Genomic DNA, 15011 nt, shown 5'->3' with positions numbered 1-15011 from the left:
AGAAAAATAATCAGTTCATGAATCAACTTTTTCTCAGTATTTCCAATCTGCTCAAAAATATTCAATCAAAATTCACGCTTGATAGTTACCGACTTTTGCATGGGCGAGGGCGGTGCTTTGATGGATTGGAATTCGTTAATATCGATTTTTTTCAGCCCGTATTAGTCGTCGTTTTTTATAAAGAGCCACCAGAGAATTGGCTTGAGGATTTAACGCAATTTTTAAATGGCTCTTTGTGTGATCGGCTCTCCTGTGTTTTGGTGCAGCGGCGTTATTTAGCGAATTCGCCCTCGGAGATTGTCTTGGGGGAATTGCCGGAGAAAGTATTTGCGCGTCGTGGACGTTTGTTATTTAACCTTCATTTGAATGCACAACAGAACTCCGGTTACTTTTTGGATATGGAATCAGGTCGGCAATGGGTTGAAAAGCATGCGGCCGGTAAGAGAGTGCTTAATCTTTTTGCATATACCTGTGCGTTTTCTGTAGTGGCTGTTGCAGCGGGTGCAGAAAAGGTAGTGAACGTTGACATGAGTAGCCCCGCGTTAAATCTTGGGCGAGCGAATCATCAGCTTAATCAATTACCAAAAGAAAAATCAGAATATGTGGCTGAAAATATTCTGAAATCCTGGAGTCGTGTTAAAAAGCCCGGTCCTTACGACTTGGTTATTATTGATCCACCTTCGTATCAGAAAGGTAGTTTTGTTGCGGAGAAAGATTACGCAAAAGTGATTCGGCGTTTGCCAGAGTTAATGCCGCAGGGTGGGTTGGTTCTTGCTTGTTTGAATGCACCGGAGTTGAGTGATGCGTTTTTGGTCGAACAATTTTCCGAACATCTTCCTCAAGCAGAGCTTCTGGAGCGGGTGCAGCCGCACAAAGATTTTCCCGACGTGAATCCGGCGCAGCAACTCAAACTCTTGGCTTATAAAATCCCTGCACACATTTTCGATTAAACCCTCCAAAACAAAAAGCCCGCATCTGCGGGCCTTTGATTATTCAGTCTATAAAACTCATTGCGTATAACGTGACAAAAACTCGCCAAAGCGATTAATAGCTCTGGTTAAATCGTCTTCACGTGGTAAGAAAACGATACGGAAATGATCTGTGTTTGGCCAGTTAAACGCGGTGCCTTGTACGAGCAGAATTTTCTCCTGAATCAGGAAATCAAGCACCATTTGTTGATCGTCTTTAATTTTGTACATGTTCAGGTCAATTTTAGGGAACAGGTACAAAGCGCCTTTCGGTTTTACACACGAAATGCCCGGCACCGCTGCGAGCGCTTTCATTGCTGCATCGCGTTGGTCGCGGAGGCGGCCGCCGGGAACGATTAATTCGTTGATGCTTTGATACCCGCCTAATGCGGTTTGAACAGCATACATAGCAGGTACGTTTGCACACAAACGCATAGACGAAAGCATTTCCAATCCTTCAATGTAGCCTTTTGCGCGATGCTTGGCGCCGCTGATGACCATCCAGCCTGAGCGGAAGCCTGCGAGGCGATAGGATTTGGAAAGACCGTTAAAACTAACGCATACAACGTCCTGAGCCAAACGCCCCATTGGGATGAATTCCGCATCGTCATATAAAATTTTGCTGTAGATTTCATCGGCAAAAATAATCAGGTTGTGGTCGCGCGCTAATTGAACGATTTGTTCAAGCACATCTTTGCTGTAAACAGCGCCAGTTGGGTTGTTAGGGTTAATAACAACTATGCCGCGTGTTTTGTCGGTAATTTTACTTTTGATGTCAGCGATATCGGGATACCAATCTGACTGCTCATCGCATAAATAATGGCGAGCTTTACCGCCAGCAAGATTTACGGCTGCTGTCCACAAAGGATAATCTGGAGCGGGTACCAAAACTTCATCGCCGTTGTTCAATAAAGCCTGCATGGCCATAACAATTAATTCGCTGGCGCCGTTGCCAAGAAAAATATCATCAATTTCCACGTTGGGAATTTGCAGGCGCTGGCACTCTTGCATAATAGCTTTGCGGGCCACAAATAGACCGCGTGATGCGGTGTAGCCTTCAGCGTTAGGTAGGTTGTGAATAACGTCTTGAATAATTTCGTCAGGTGCAGCAAATCCGAAAGGGGCAGGGTTGCCGATATTCAGCTTGAGGATGCGATGGCCTTCCTCTTCAAGGCGGTAAGCGTGTTCAAGTACGGGGCCGCGAATGTCGTAACAAACACCGTTTAACTTGTCGGATTTCTTTATGATATTCATTTGCAGTAATATGCCTTAGGTGGGTAGCGAAACTAAATTGCAAGCGCGAATAATCGGTGTTTGCGGCGTCTCATGTCAAGGGAATCATTATGTCTGAATCACAATTTAACGATGATGCTTATTGGCTCGAAAAGCTGACTCCAGAGCAGTACCGAATCTGCCGTCAGAAAGGTACAGAGCGAGCCTTTACGGGCGAATATTGGAACGAGTTTAGTGATGGGACTTATTTGTGCCGCGGCTGCGCTGAGCCACTGTTTATGTCAGACACAAAATTTGATGCGGGATGTGGTTGGCCAAGTTTTTATCAGCCTGCATCCAAAAGTGTTATCAAGGAGGTTTACGATAGTAGCCACGGTATGCATCGCACAGAAGTCGTTTGCCGTAAGTGCGGTTGTCATTTAGGGCATGTGTTTACCGATGGCCCAGCACCTACCGGACTGCGTTACTGCATTAATTCGGCATCGATTCAGCTGAAGAAAGAGTAGGACGTTTGCAGCTTAATCGTAAATTTGCTTTTTCTTCCAGCTGTCCATATCGTCAGCTGCAATAACATCTTTCCGTTTGTTCTCGGTGTCGGGCGCAGTTTCTATTTCTGCAGGAGCTTCGTTCGCAAGCCGCGCCTTCTCTTCCAGCTTTGCGGTGATGTCGTCAAGTTGTGCAATTTGTTTGTCATAGGCGCGAGTCGTATTTTCAGCAATCAGCAATTTTTTCGCTAAGGTAAAGTAGTGAATAGCCAAACGAAGTTTGCCTGCTTGTTGCGCCAATTTGGCGTGGTAAAGGTAGGCATCGACAGCCATTTGTAGGCTTAGGCGTTTGACCTGATCTGTGTAAGCACCAAGTTGAACTTTATTAATTATTTTTAATGCTTCCTGCTGCGCAAGAAAATGCTGGAGTTCTTGCAGGTGCTGGCGTATTTCCTTCATTTGCTGCGGATTATCGACCCTCGGCCGTTGCGCGCTATTGGTTTTTGGCAGAGTCCCCAATTGGTTGGTGTACAGCGTAATATCATCAAGGTGGCGAGGGTCTTTAGGTTCAATTTTGCTAAGTTGTTCGCAGGCGTCTATTAAGGCTCGATAAATCAAGCTTAATAATTCCGTGGTAAGGAAGTTTGGGGGAAATCCATTGATCAAGTGAACGAGATTCCGCTGCTTGGTTTTGAGCGTCATGAGGATACGCTGCTTCTGAATCATTTTCTTCTCAATGGACTGGCTGATGAATGCATAACAAGCCAAAGCACTGAGTAGTATGACGATTGCGGCGAGGAATATAGCCATAGATATGTTTCTAAAAATAATAATATCAGCAAGTATAGCACCGTTAATTAATCAAATAGATTAGCTAATACTCAAAGACTCCACAGGCGCTAAGTGCTTGTTTCCAAAGTTATAAAATTAAAAATAAAAAGTGTTGACAGAGTAGGGTCTGCTCCTTAGAATGCGCCCCACTTCTGCAGACGACGTCACAAACGTTAAAGCAGAAGGATTCTGGGTCCCCATCGTCTAGTGGCCTAGGACACTGCCCTTTCACGGCGGTAACAGGGGTTCGACTCCCCTTGGGGATGCCAATTGCGGGAATAGCTCAGTTGGTAGAGCATAACCTTGCCAAGGTTAGGGTCGCGAGTTCGAGTCTCGTTTCCCGCTCCAATTTTTTTGAAGTGTTGCATCAGCTTTGTTTACCAAGACAAAGTTTCAGATTGTCCCCTTCGTCTAGTGGCCTAGGACACTGCCCTTTCACGGCGGTAACAGGGGTTCGAACCCCCTAGGGGACGCCATTTTTAAGCGGGAATAGCTCAGTTGGTAGAGCATAACCTTGCCAAGGTTAGGGTCGCGAGTTCGAGTCTCGTTTCCCGCTCCAGTTTCTTTCCTCCCAGTTCTCCATCTCCCTCAGTGCAGTCCCATTGATTTTAATCGTTCATTTTCGTATGAAAATGGCTCACCTGTTTCGTTGGCTTGCTGGCGTAGCTCATCTAGTGTTTGGAAAACGCTTATCTCTTCGTCCGGCATGTAGTGCAAGCAATCGCCCCCAAAAAACCATAGCAAGTCTCGCGGGACTAAGGGCATCAGGTGTGGATAGACTGCTACAATTCTGCAAAACAGATGCTGCCCTTGTATTAACAGATTTGAGCCCCCACTATGGGGAAGCTCGCTAAGTTCCAGAAAAAAATCTTTGTCTTCTTGCGTGCAGTCTTCTAGGAAAAAGGGTGGCTGCTCTTTCGCTTGCGTTATGAAGGCCTGTAAAAGACGCATGTGAAAATCGTAATATGCTTTGTCGTAATCGTTCATTGTCATGGTTATTGAACTCGTAATATTCCATTGTTGAAAAAGAGGCGCTATGTCTGCTGCACTTTCAATTCGAAATCTCACCAAAACCTACAACAACAAATTTGAAGCTTTGAAAGGTATTTCTCTTGATGTAATGCCGGGTGATTTCTTCGCGGTGCTGGGTCCTAACGGTGCTGGCAAGTCTACCACAATTGGTATTATCAGTTCGCTCGTACGAAAAACATCCGGTGATGTAGAAATCTTTGGTGTGAATATAGATACCAATTTTTCCGAAGCGAAAAAGTTCCTGGGTGTTGTTCCGCAAGAATTTAATTTCAGCATGTTTGAAAAGGTGGAAGATATCGTTTTGCAGCAAGCGGGCTATTATGGTTTACCGCGTGCTTATGCAAAAAGCCAAACAGAAAAATATTTGAAAAAACTTAACTTGTGGGATAAACGTAGTACACCGGCGCGCATGTTATCTGGTGGAATGAAGCGTAGGCTCATGATTGCTCGCGCTCTGGTGCACGAGCCAAAGTTATTAATTCTGGATGAGCCAACCGCTGGCGTGGATATTGAATTGCGTCGTTCTATGTGGGATTTTTTGCGCGAAATTAATGAAGCGGGCACGACTATTATTCTAACAACCCATTATTTGGAAGAGGCTGAAAGCCTTTGTCGTAATGTGGCCATTATTGATAAAGGTCTATTGGTAAAAAATACAAGCGTTAAAAGTCTACTGCAAGGTTTAAATAAAGAAGTGTTCATCTTTGATACCAGCTCTGATTTGCCTGAGCCGTTTTCAATTGATGGTTTTTCTGTGGAAAAGATTGACAATCATTCTTTCGAAGTTGAGGTGGCGAAAGGGCAATCCTTAAACCAGGTGTTTGCGCTCTTAAGTGAACAACAGGTTTCGATTATTAGTATGCGAAATAAAGCAAATCGTCTGGAAGAAATGTTTGTGTCTATGATTGCTCAATCAACGGTTACTAAGAGTGAGGCGCAATAAAATGGAAGCAAAAGAACAGTGGATCGCTTTTACGACAATCTTGCGCAAAGAAATAAAACGTTTTACTCGCATATGGGTACAAACCTTGTTGCCGCCAGTTATTACGATGGCTTTGTATTTTGTTATTTTTGGTAAGCTCATTGGTAGCCGAATTGGTGATATGGGTGGATTTAGTTATATCCAGTTCGTGGCGCCGGGTTTGATTATGATGGCGGTGTTGACCAATGCATATTCAAATGTCGTATCGTCTTTTTTTAGCGCGAAATTTCAGCGCAGTGTAGAAGAGGTTTTGGTGTCGCCCACACCTAATTATGTAATTCTTCTCGGTTATACCATGGGCGGTGTTGCGCGAGGTCTTTGCGTTGGGTTTTTAGTTACAGTGATGTCGTTAATTTTTACCGATCTACATATTCATAGCTGGTTTGTTACTTTCGCCATAGTATTGCTTACTTCCACCTTGTTTTCGTTGGCAGGTTTTATCAATGCTGTTTATGCGAATACATTTGATGATGTTTCCATTGTGCCAACTTTTATTTTGACGCCGTTGACTTATTTGGGTGGCGTTTTCTATTCAATTAGTCTGTTGCCCGAAGTTTGGCAGCATGTCTCGCGATTGAACCCTATATTACACATGGTAAATGCGTTCCGTTACGGCATTCTTGGTGTTAGCGATGTCAACATAGTGAACGCTATGCTTGGCTTGGTTGCGGGCGTTATAGTGTTATTTGCTGTGAGTTTGCATCTCTTAAGAACAGGAAAGCGTTTGCGCGCTTGATGAGCTATTCATGAAACCATCAGTTGATCATAGTCCTCTGGGACAAAAAACCGCTTATGTTTCTTCCTATGACGCGAGTTTGCTTTTCCCTATTCCGCGTGCGGAGTCGCGTAAACATCTAGGGATTGACGGCGATCCTTCGTTCTATGGGGTCGATGTTTGGACAGGTTACGAATTATCTTGGCTCAATCTAAAAGGAAAACCAGAGGTTGCGGTTGCTGAATTTTTAATTCCTGCACATAGCATTAACATTATTGAATCAAAGTCTTTCAAGCTGTATTTGAACTCTTTAAATCAAACAAAGTTTGCCTCTTTTAGTGAGGTAAAAAATATCTTGATTAAGGATTTGTCCGCAGTGGCGAATGCGGATGTGGTTGTTAATTTATGTTCTCTCAAGGATTCGAGCCTGCTGGTGGATTGTGCTTATTCTGCTGTTTGTATCGATGAGCTTGACATTGATGTTAATGAATATCACCCGCACCCTGATTATTTGACGGCAAACGCGGACGTTATTATTACTGAGGTGCTGTCTAGCCACTTGTTAAAAAGTAATTGTCCGGTAACTGGTCAACCAGATTGGGCGAGCGTGTTCATCGAATATGCGGGGCCACAAATAGATCACGAAAATCTGCTGCGTTATGTGATTTCATTTCGTGAACATCAGGATTTTCACGAGCATTGTGTGGAGCGAATGTTTACAGATATTTTGCGCCAGTGTAAGCCGCATTCTTTGAGTGTTTATGCGCGCTACACGCGACGCGGTGGTTTAGATATAAATCCGTTTAGATCAACTGAAAAGAATGCGGCACCAAAAGTCGGCAGATTGATTAGACAATAACCTTGTCGCGCAATCTGCTTGCGGCTTTTTCTAAAGACTCGATAACTTTTTCTTTATCGTAATTGCGGATTTTGTCCATATCGAGATACATGGAAAAGCCTTCTGCGCGATCCTCAAAGTAACTTTGGTTTTTACCCAAGTCTTTCCGCAAATCGGCGACTTGGTAAACCTTAATCGGTTGTGCAAAACCCTTAACCTGAATTTCGCCTTTGTCGCGACACATAATGGTGTCTTTGCATAACGACCAGGTTTCGTGAGAGATCAAAATTTCATCCGGCTCTGCGGCCGATTCCAAGCGACTCGCCAAATTTACTTGAGTACCGAGTACGGTGTAATCCAAATGGCTGGATGTACCGAACGTACCTACGGTGCAGTAGCCAGTGTTAATTCCCATGCGTATTTGCAATGGTTTTTTGATCCCTTGGTTAAACCATTCCAGTTGCAAAGAGCGCATTTTCTTTTTCATGGCTACCGCCATGGACACGCAGCGTACGCAATCCGCTTTCACTCCTTGGCTGTTGCTATCGCCAAAGAGAACCATGATGGCGTCGCCCATAAATTTATCGATAGTGCCGCCATACTGGGTCACGATCTTGGACATTTCAGTAAGATAATGATTGAGGAGCTCATTCAATGCTTCGGCTTCAATCTCTTCTGCGAGTTGACTGAAATCTTTAATATCTGAAAAGAAAATACTGATTTTTTTACGTTCGGCTTGCAGGGTTTCGTCCTTGCCTTGATTGATTGCTTTCCATACTGTCGGCGGTAGGTAGCGTGAAAGCTTATAGGCGCGGATTTTATGCCATTTTTGTTCGTTCTCCAGTTGCTTTTGAGCAATCGAAAGCTTATGAAACCGGTTATGCATGTAAACGGCGTATACCAAAAAATAGGCTGCTATACCAATTAGGCTCGAAAGGCTGATTTCAATACTTGTGGATAACACGAAGCTAGGGGCGTGGAAAACAAAGCTGATCAATACTCCAACAGCAAATGCTGTATTGTCTTCCATCAGTTTCTTGAGCCCACCACTGATCAGCGCATTAAACTGAATCATGGTTAAAAATAAAACGCAGGGTAAAACACTAAAATTGGTAAAACCGAGAACGATACCGATGAGTGCCGCGTCCACATACGACAGCCAACGCACGCTCTTTACTAGCGTTTCTGCATCTTGTTTGTGGGTAAAATGGAAAGTGGCGAAAGCATATATCAGTAGCAGAACAATGGTTGCGCTGTAGAGCAAGCTGATATTAGACCAGTTTATGTAGGATGCGAGCGTTCCCGCAGCGGCAAAGCAAATAAGTGTACGAAAATAGTACTGCTGCTGGGGGGATTCTACTTGGATAGAGGATGGTTCATTCTTTTCTGTCATTTCCAAGGCCTGGTAGGGACGCGTAATAATTATTTAAAATTTATATAAAGCGCTGTTGTTATGGGTATTAAACGGTTTTTTGTGTTGAATGTCTATCAACTGATCAGGCCTAAATTATATTAGCCCTGTCTATTCAGATGCTTTCAGTTATCAATAGGGTTAAACACGCAACTAACCCCCCATTTTTAACTCCAGATATTTTTCTTCAAGTTCGGCATATTGCTTTTTGAGATCGTTTAGTTCCGATTGTATTAATTCTTGGTTTATGGAGCTTGATTCGGAAACTGCTTGTGCAGGGGGATACGTAAAGCCTGATTGTTTTAGCGAGTCGTTTTCCATTTCGAGATTGTTAATGCTATTAATTAGATCTTTGCTTTCCAGTGTGAAGTTATGAAGAGCTTCTTTTATCTGGCGATTTTCTTCGCTGATTGCGCTGGTTTCATCGAGTGTTTTTTCTTTCAATGAAATCTCTTCATGCGCCTTGGCCAACTCGTCTTCCAGCAATTGTATACAGGTTTCTGACTCTTGGACGAACCTGATTTGGCGCTGTAACTGTTGTTGAAGTTCCTGAATAATAAGTTCCTTCTCCTCGCTAGTGGTGGCGTCCATTAGCTTTCTTTGCAGATTGTTAATGATTCGGTGCTGGTCGGCTGCCACGTTCCGTAATTTTATAATTTCTTCGGCAGCTCGCGGATCCTGGCGAGTAATATTGATTGTTTTGTGAGAGATTGAGTCAGGATTTTCAAGGATTTGTGTGAAGTTATGATGAATACCGTCGTATACGCCGTGATAGCTTTGAAGAACATTATTAAATGCTGCTCGATCATGGACGCCGTCTGATAAGGCGAGCAATTGTGCGTAGTAATCCTGTGCGTTTGCTTGGGCTGTTTCCCACTGCTTTTCCATATCAAAAAACAATCGCTTAAATTTTTCGAGGTTTTCAATTCGTTTTTTGGCAGTCTCGAGTTCTTCATCCGATTCATTACTTACTTGGCCTGAAAGTAGAGGCTCTAAAGCTTGAAGGAAAATACTCCAGTATTCAGGACTTCCCCTGTGCTCTGTAGTACCTAATTCTTCAGATCGCAAGAAAGCATATCGTAAAGCAAGAATGCGTTGGATTAATGAGCTGTCTGAGGGTAATTCCAAGGCAATATCACCATCCGGAGAATGCACTGCAAATTCAGCGGCGGTAGCATCCAACTCTTCGTTTAAAAAAGTCTTATAGCTTTTGGCTTCAATTGCCGGAGAAGGCTGTTTTACAGGCTCTGGTGCGGGAGCAGGTGCGGGCTTTTGGTTTTTTAACAGTTCTAACAACTTTTCCTGTTGGCGACGAACAAGAGATTTCAATTTGCGGGCATGTATAAAGAAAAACACCAAGCCTATTAAAAGCACTATGATGATTTCCGCGGCGACAATAATAAGAGCGTTGGGTACCAGCATGTCATGGACTCGTTATTGGGGATGGGCTTTAATTAATGCCTATTTCTACATTCCGTAATTATGGTACAGAGTTAGGGGATATACTAATTTCCACATTTATTAAATCTGGCGATAAGTATGTGAGGTAAAGTTGAACGCAATAGAAGTTTTGCAAAATAGAGTGTCTATAACCAAGCTGATGGCTCCTGGCCCTAACGAGCGCCAGCTATTGGAGATCTTCAAGGCCGCTAATCGCGCCCCGGATCACGGTAAGTTGCAGCCATGGCGTTTTTGGGTCATAGAGGGCGAGGGCCTCAACCGCTTAAGTCAGGTATTTGTTGATGCCTTAAGCTCGTACGATGCTGAGATATCGCCAACGGTTTTGGAGAAAACCAAAAACATGCCATTTCGCGCCCCGATGATCATAGTTGCCATCGCGAAATGTGAGGATCATCCTAAGGTGCCCAAGCAGGAGCAATTGCTGGCCTGCGCCTGTGCTACCCAGAATCTTCTCAACGCCTGTTTTGCGCTTAACTTTGGCGCTGTATGGAGAACAGGCGAGCTCGCTTACAATCGGGATGTTAAACAATCGCTGGGGTTAAAACCTATGGAAGAAATCATTGGCTTTATCTATGTTGGAACGCCAGTTGGCGCCATCCCCTCAGCGCCAGAAGCGGACACCCAAGCTATTTTTGCTACTTGGCCTCCGATTTAATATTGCCTTTTGGTGTGTCCTTGTGTACATTTGCGCCCCCTTAGGCAGGGTCAGAAGATAACCTGTGGCCCCGTAAGTTTTATTCGTTAAATGTTCCGAGTGGTTGAGTTGGAGTTTCACGGAGACAACAGCCGAAGGCTGGTAACGAGCATGCAGGCGTGCAGTTTAAAACGCAGATTTTAAGTTTAGTTGAAAGTTTTATTGGTGAGATGTCCGAGTGGCCGAGTCGGAGTTTCATGGAGACAACAGCCGAAGGCTGGTAACGAGCACGCAGGCGTGCAGTTTAGAACGCAGATTTAAGTTTAGTTGAAAGTTTTATTGGTGAGATGTCCGAGTGGCCGAAGGAGCACGCCTGGAAAGTGTGTATATCGCAAGGTATCGAGGGTTCGACTCCCTCTCTCACCGCCATCTAAATAAACCCCGGAGTGTTTTAAAGCGCCCGGGGTTTTTTATTGCCTGAATCCAAGGCTTCACTTTTTATTGCCCACCAGCTGGGTAGTAAATTTCTTATGTCTTTTTGCAAAAATCGTTCATCTAGTAGCCATAGGTACCCGGTATCATCTTGGGTTCTTATTACACGGCCGGCAGCTTGAATAACTTTCTGAATTCCTGGAAATGTATAAGTGAAGTCATAACCCCGCTGAAATCGAGATTGCATTAGGCTGCGAATGTATTCGTTAATCGGGTTAATTTGGGGGAGACCAAGCGTTGTGATAAATACCCCCTTCAGCGAATCTCCAACAAGATCAATTCCCTCACCAAACACTCCTCCCAGTACAGCGAGCCCTAAAATGTTGTTGTGTGTGTTGAATTCCTGAATAAATAATTGCCGTTCTTGCTCGCTCATTCGTCTCGCCTGCTGAAGAAGCTTAATATCCATATCAGCGAACGTGTAACGCAGATGCTCGTTTACTTTTTGCAAAAAGTCGTAGCTTGGGAGAAACACAATGGCGTTTCCTGGTTGTTCTCGCAATTGTTGGCAAATTAAATGGCACACGGTATCTACAGCTGCGTTACGATCTTTAAAGCGCATGGATAAGTTATTTGCGATCTTAACGGTGAGCTGATTCTCCTGAAAAGGCGAGGGCACATTTAGCTGCACGCTATCATCGGGTAAACCTAATAATGTTCGATAATACTCCGGGGGACTTAATGTTGCTGAAAAGAAGCAGGATCCACTGGCTAGTTCCGTTCGCTGAGAAAGTAAACGCGCTGGAATTAAATTGCGCAGCGTAAGTATTTCGGCGTTTTTATGCTGCGATTGCAAATCTATACAGAAATCATCGTCAATAGATTCAAATACATTTTGAAATCGCAAAGCAGAAAAAAAGAATTCGTGCGCTGGTGTATGTTGAATTGGGTGATCCGGATGTTGTTGCAGCAACTCGACATATTTATTTGTAAACTCAAGTAATGACAGAATGAATTTTTCAGGCAGATTAGGAATGACTGAAAATTCATATCGCCCCACATCATCAATCATTTTTGACCATAATTTATTAATCGCACCCAAAGGTTTTTTTATAGATTTGACAGCAGCTTTTTTTGCGCTTAAAAGTTGTTTGCGATTTAGTTCGGCAGAGTACATTTGGCGCCCGCGATCAATTAGATTGTGGCATTCATCCACAAGTAAATAGGGGCGCCAGTTAAACTCTTGGGTGAGTCCTAGAAGCAGTGGAGTTCCGTCGAAATAATAATTGACATCGGCAACCACTATATCCACCCAACGGCACATCTCCATGCTCAGATAAAACGGGCATATCTCGTACGTATGAGCAAGTTGAGCAAGCGTAGTTTTGTCTAGGATCGGGTATTCATAAGCGGCCTCTCTTGCGCGCTTTAACTTTGTATAAAAATCGAGAGCATAGACGCATGTATCACCTCTGCATTGGCTTCCAGCCTGTAAACAGGATTTTTCTTGCGCCGTTAATTCCAAGGCTCGCAACGGAACCGTGCCATTATCGCTTGCTATTAAAGCGATGTTTTCCAGAGCTAAATGTTTACCCGTGGTTTTGGCTGTGAGGTAAAAAACTTTATTGATCTCTGTACGCGTCATTGCTTTTAACGCGGGAAACAGCCCAGCCAAGGTTTTGCCTGTGCCGGTTGGTGCTTCTGCCAACAACACGCGACCGGTTGCTGCAGATTTGTAAACGGCTTCCGCCATAAGGCGCTGGGATGAGCGCATGGTGCCGTAGGGAAACGCAAGTTTTTCGATCCAGCTGCCGAGCTGAACAAGACGCTGATTAATTTTAGTGTGCCAAGCTAAATAATGTTCGGCTAGTTCTCGAAAAAAAAGTTGTAGCTCTTGTGCGGTACAGGTGTTTTCAAAACGATGTTCTTTTTGGTCCGTCAAATTAAAATAAATAAGTGCCACCTTAATCGATTCGCAACCAAGCTTTTCACATAGCATCCATGCATAACATTTTATTTGCGCCCAATGTAAGTAGGTGTGATTCGTTGGGATGTTTTCAATATCGCCGTAAAATGTTTTGATTTCTTCAACACAATGGCTAGCGGGCTCGTATCCATCTGCGCGACCGCGAAAAGTGACTCCCTCAAGCTCTGTGCTTAAACTGACTTCGGTCTGGTAATCATCGGGGCGATTCGTAGTGACGCGCTTGTGACCCTCGATACCCTCTTGTCCACTGGGTGATGGGTTGAATTTACGATCCAGACTGCCAGTTTTTGCTGCGAACTCAACGAGTGTTTTTATGGCCACAACCGTAGTTTTATTGCCAGCTAACATATAAAACCTCAGCCGGAATATTGTGTTCGGAGAAATAATTGAACCAGCGTCGCTGATTGTCTTGAATCCTGTCTCCCGGCCCCTTTACTTCAATCAACAAATAACTCCTGCTTTCGGGGAAAAATTGAATAAGGTCAGGGAGGCCGCTGCGGTTATTTCGGATATCGAATAAGATGCGTTTAAAAATAAGTTTTAAATGATTTGCAGGTATCGACTCCAAGGCAAGATCGATAAGGTTTTCGTTCAAAAAATTCCAGTTTACAAAATGGTTTGCAAGCCCGAGTTTCGTCTTCCAAATATGTTTGATGTGGTCTTTATAGATGTCGCTTTCAAACAACTCGAATAACTCAGTGATCTTTAGTCGTTTATCGGTAAAGTTTTGCTCATACATGTCTAAAGGCGCTGATTGAAAAGGGTTGGCAAATGCGCCATCTACGCCTCTAAACATTTCGGGCCATAACCATAAACCGAACAGCCCAAGAAATAATTGGTTTTCAACATATATACAAGGAGAGGAATCGCAATTAATATGTTGGCGTACTATTTCTTCAACGCGTGATTCACCATTAAACTTATTTAGAAAAATGGATTTTTCGTTAAGTTGCGGATTGATGATAGGAATTACTGGTCTTCCAAGCTTTTTAGAAATTCTTGAAGAGAGACGCCCGAAGATCTGTAGTTCTTGTTCATCAATTGGATTTTTGGAAACAGCTTCTAATAACTCCCAAGCTTCTGCGTACATTCCCTGTTTTTCTAATAAGCGTATCCGGCATTCGCGAGCAGGAGCCAAATGGCTTTGACGATACAATTCTATTGCCAGCGAGTGATTGTTATGTCGCACTAAAGCATTTGCTAGCTTATTACACAGTTTTGATTTCCTGCGTAACAGGATCTCAGATGACACCGAAGCGGGAATTTGCATTGCAATGCAGACTAGCTCTTCGTTTAATGTGGCAAGCTCGCATTGTTCACGAAGATTACTCAACTTCTGGAATAGGCTAAGTTCATCGCGAGTCTTGAAAATGCGATACTGATGATCAATTTGATAGTTTTCGTATCGAAAAATACCCAAATCTTGCAACACAAACTCTGTTAAATTTTGATGGGTGTTACCAAAAAAAAGCAACGTAAAAGTGTTAAGTAATTCTTGCCACTTTAAGCGATAAAGATGACCGAATATTCCCGAAGTCCATTCGTGCCAGTCTTTGGTTTCGGGATATTGTTGAGCTACGCGATCAATCAGGTCACATCTACGTTCACTCTTGTGATTTTGTCCGAATAGATGTTGGAGCTCTGGTTTGGTTAAGACTCGTGAGAGATCGCTCACGTTCAAGCTCACATGAATATCTATCAAACCAGCATGAACTAAATGAAGCGCGGAGCTCTCAATACATTCAATTTCCGCGTATTTAATTTTATCTGCACGAAAAAGGTTGCCAGCGCGACTTGCCAAGCGAACATAAAGGCATTGGCTACCCTGGGGTAAGCTTTCAAAAATCCTCACAAAGTTTAGTTCGTCTTGTGTTAGCAAATCTGTATAGCGATTAACAACCCAGCTCACTAAAAACTGAAAATTGGATAGATAATAGTAGGGGGCGAGATCGGGCGCGCTATTCATTGAATTCAAACCAAAAGTTTTTATATTTATATTGTA

At 43.6% G+C, this 15011-nt stretch carries 13 protein-coding genes and 5 tRNA genes; 11 read left to right on the top strand and 7 right to left on the bottom strand.

Annotated features, from left to right (window positions below; genetic code table 11):
• Positions 1-17 precede the first annotated feature (17 nt).
• Entirely contained in the window at positions 18-950 is a 933-nt protein-coding gene (locus U1F02_RS02780; protein WP_409988817.1) for a class I SAM-dependent methyltransferase, read from the top strand.
• Positions 951-1007: 57 nt separating this feature from the next.
• Here U1F02_RS02780 and U1F02_RS02775 read toward each other — a convergent pair whose 3' ends face one another.
• Positions 1008-2222 carry a pyridoxal phosphate-dependent aminotransferase gene (locus tag U1F02_RS02775; RefSeq protein ID WP_409988816.1) on the bottom strand — a complete coding sequence of 405 codons (1215 nt, stop codon included), beginning with the start codon at positions 2220-2222 and terminating at the stop codon, positions 1008-1010.
• A gap of 89 nt (positions 2223-2311) precedes the next feature.
• On the opposite strand from U1F02_RS02775, the gene msrB reads away from it, so the two are divergent.
• Positions 2312-2707 carry a peptide-methionine (R)-S-oxide reductase MsrB gene (msrB, locus tag U1F02_RS02770; RefSeq protein WP_409988815.1) on the top strand — a complete coding sequence of 132 codons (396 nt, stop codon included), beginning with the start codon at positions 2312-2314 and terminating at the stop codon, positions 2705-2707.
• Between the two features lie 12 nt (positions 2708-2719).
• Here the strand turns inward: msrB and U1F02_RS02765 are convergent, their stop codons facing one another.
• Entirely contained in the window at positions 2720-3496 is a 777-nt protein-coding gene (locus tag U1F02_RS02765) for a hypothetical protein (protein WP_409988814.1), read from the bottom strand.
• A gap of 214 nt (positions 3497-3710) precedes the next feature.
• Between U1F02_RS02765 and U1F02_RS02760 the strand changes: the two genes are divergently transcribed.
• From U1F02_RS02760 to U1F02_RS02745, 4 genes are all read left to right on the top strand, one after another.
• Positions 3711-3786: transfer RNA gene (locus tag U1F02_RS02760), tRNA-Glu, on the top strand.
• Between the two features lie 3 nt (positions 3787-3789).
• A tRNA-Gly gene (locus U1F02_RS02755) sits at positions 3790-3865 on the top strand.
• A 52-nt stretch (positions 3866-3917) separates the two neighbouring features.
• Positions 3918-3993: transfer RNA gene (locus tag U1F02_RS02750), tRNA-Glu, on the top strand.
• Between the two features lie 7 nt (positions 3994-4000).
• Positions 4001-4076: transfer RNA gene (locus U1F02_RS02745), tRNA-Gly, on the top strand.
• 29 nt (positions 4077-4105) lie between these two features.
• On the opposite strand, the gene U1F02_RS02740 is transcribed toward U1F02_RS02745, so the two are convergent.
• Entirely contained in the window at positions 4106-4510 is a 405-nt protein-coding gene (locus tag U1F02_RS02740; RefSeq protein ID WP_409988813.1) for a PA2817 family protein, read from the bottom strand.
• Positions 4511-4553: 43 nt separating this feature from the next.
• On the opposite strand from U1F02_RS02740, the gene U1F02_RS02735 reads away from it, so the two are divergent.
• Genes U1F02_RS02735 through queF form a run of 3 tightly spaced genes read left to right on the top strand, consistent with a single transcriptional unit; the run spans position 4554 to position 7105 of the window.
• Entirely contained in the window at positions 4554-5492 is a 939-nt protein-coding gene (locus U1F02_RS02735; RefSeq protein ID WP_409988812.1) for an ABC transporter ATP-binding protein, read from the top strand.
• Between the two features lies 1 nt (position 5493).
• On the top strand, positions 5494-6267 hold the full coding sequence (locus U1F02_RS02730; protein ID WP_409988811.1) for an ABC transporter permease: 774 nt from the start codon (positions 5494-5496) through the stop codon (positions 6265-6267).
• A 10-nt stretch (positions 6268-6277) separates the two neighbouring features.
• Complete coding sequence (queF, locus tag U1F02_RS02725; RefSeq protein ID WP_409988810.1) at positions 6278-7105, top strand: NADPH-dependent 7-cyano-7-deazaguanine reductase QueF; 828 nt, start codon at positions 6278-6280, stop codon at positions 7103-7105.
• Here the strand turns inward: queF and U1F02_RS02720 are convergent.
• Positions 7095-8477, bottom strand: a complete 1383-nt coding sequence (locus U1F02_RS02720) for an adenylate/guanylate cyclase domain-containing protein (RefSeq protein ID WP_409988809.1) — start codon at positions 8475-8477, stop codon at positions 7095-7097. The genes queF and U1F02_RS02720 overlap by 11 nt on opposite strands.
• A 171-nt stretch (positions 8478-8648) precedes the next feature.
• Complete coding sequence (locus U1F02_RS02715) at positions 8649-9917, bottom strand: hypothetical protein (RefSeq protein WP_409988808.1); 1269 nt, start codon at positions 9915-9917, stop codon at positions 8649-8651.
• Between the two features lie 160 nt (positions 9918-10077).
• On the opposite strand from U1F02_RS02715, the gene U1F02_RS02710 reads away from it, so the two are divergent.
• The gene (locus tag U1F02_RS02710; RefSeq protein ID WP_409988807.1) at positions 10078-10611 is read left to right on the top strand and encodes a nitroreductase; all 534 of its coding nucleotides are present in this window, start codon (positions 10078-10080) and stop codon (positions 10609-10611) included.
• Between the two features lie 320 nt (positions 10612-10931).
• Positions 10932-11019, top strand: a tRNA-Ser gene (locus U1F02_RS02705).
• Positions 11020-11041: 22 nt separating this feature from the next.
• Here U1F02_RS02705 and U1F02_RS02700 read toward each other — a convergent pair.
• Together U1F02_RS02700 and U1F02_RS02695 are read right to left on the bottom strand one after the other, a co-directional pair.
• On the bottom strand, positions 11042-13357 hold the full coding sequence (locus tag U1F02_RS02700; RefSeq protein WP_409988806.1) for a helicase C-terminal domain-containing protein: 2316 nt from the start codon (positions 13355-13357) through the stop codon (positions 11042-11044).
• Complete coding sequence (locus U1F02_RS02695; protein WP_409988805.1) at positions 13341-14975, bottom strand: VRR-NUC domain-containing protein; 1635 nt, start codon at positions 14973-14975, stop codon at positions 13341-13343. The genes U1F02_RS02700 and U1F02_RS02695 overlap by 17 nt, the downstream gene beginning before the upstream one ends.
• Positions 14976-15011 lie beyond the last annotated feature (36 nt).

The organism is Cellvibrio sp. (assembly GCF_046347455.1).
GTDB lineage: Bacteria > Pseudomonadota > Gammaproteobacteria > Pseudomonadales > Cellvibrionaceae > Cellvibrio.
Note: the sequence above shows the minus strand (reverse complement) of the source record. Positions and strands in the feature narration are given on the sequence as shown.

Coding starts and splice junctions, on each gene's coding strand:
- U1F02_RS02720 (WP_409988809.1), bottom strand. CDS start 8,477: ATGACAGAAAAGAATGAACCATCCTCTATCCAAGTAGAATCCCCCCAG.
- U1F02_RS02715 (WP_409988808.1), bottom strand. CDS start 9,917: ATGCTGGTACCCAACGCTCTTATTATTGTCGCCGCGGAAATCATCATA.
- msrB (WP_409988815.1), top strand. CDS start 2,312: ATGTCTGAATCACAATTTAACGATGATGCTTATTGGCTCGAAAAGCTG.
- U1F02_RS02740 (WP_409988813.1), bottom strand. CDS start 4,510: ATGACAATGAACGATTACGACAAAGCATATTACGATTTTCACATGCGT.
- U1F02_RS02730 (WP_409988811.1), top strand. CDS start 5,494: ATGGAAGCAAAAGAACAGTGGATCGCTTTTACGACAATCTTGCGCAAA.
- U1F02_RS02735 (WP_409988812.1), top strand. CDS start 4,554: ATGTCTGCTGCACTTTCAATTCGAAATCTCACCAAAACCTACAACAAC.
- U1F02_RS02780 (WP_409988817.1), top strand. CDS start 18: ATGAATCAACTTTTTCTCAGTATTTCCAATCTGCTCAAAAATATTCAA.
- U1F02_RS02700 (WP_409988806.1), bottom strand. CDS start 13,357: ATGTTAGCTGGCAATAAAACTACGGTTGTGGCCATAAAAACACTCGTT.
- U1F02_RS02765 (WP_409988814.1), bottom strand. CDS start 3,496: ATGGCTATATTCCTCGCCGCAATCGTCATACTACTCAGTGCTTTGGCT.
- U1F02_RS02695 (WP_409988805.1), bottom strand. CDS start 14,975: ATGAATAGCGCGCCCGATCTCGCCCCCTACTATTATCTATCCAATTTT.
- U1F02_RS02775 (WP_409988816.1), bottom strand. CDS start 2,222: ATGAATATCATAAAGAAATCCGACAAGTTAAACGGTGTTTGTTACGAC.
- queF (WP_409988810.1), top strand. CDS start 6,278: ATGAAACCATCAGTTGATCATAGTCCTCTGGGACAAAAAACCGCTTAT.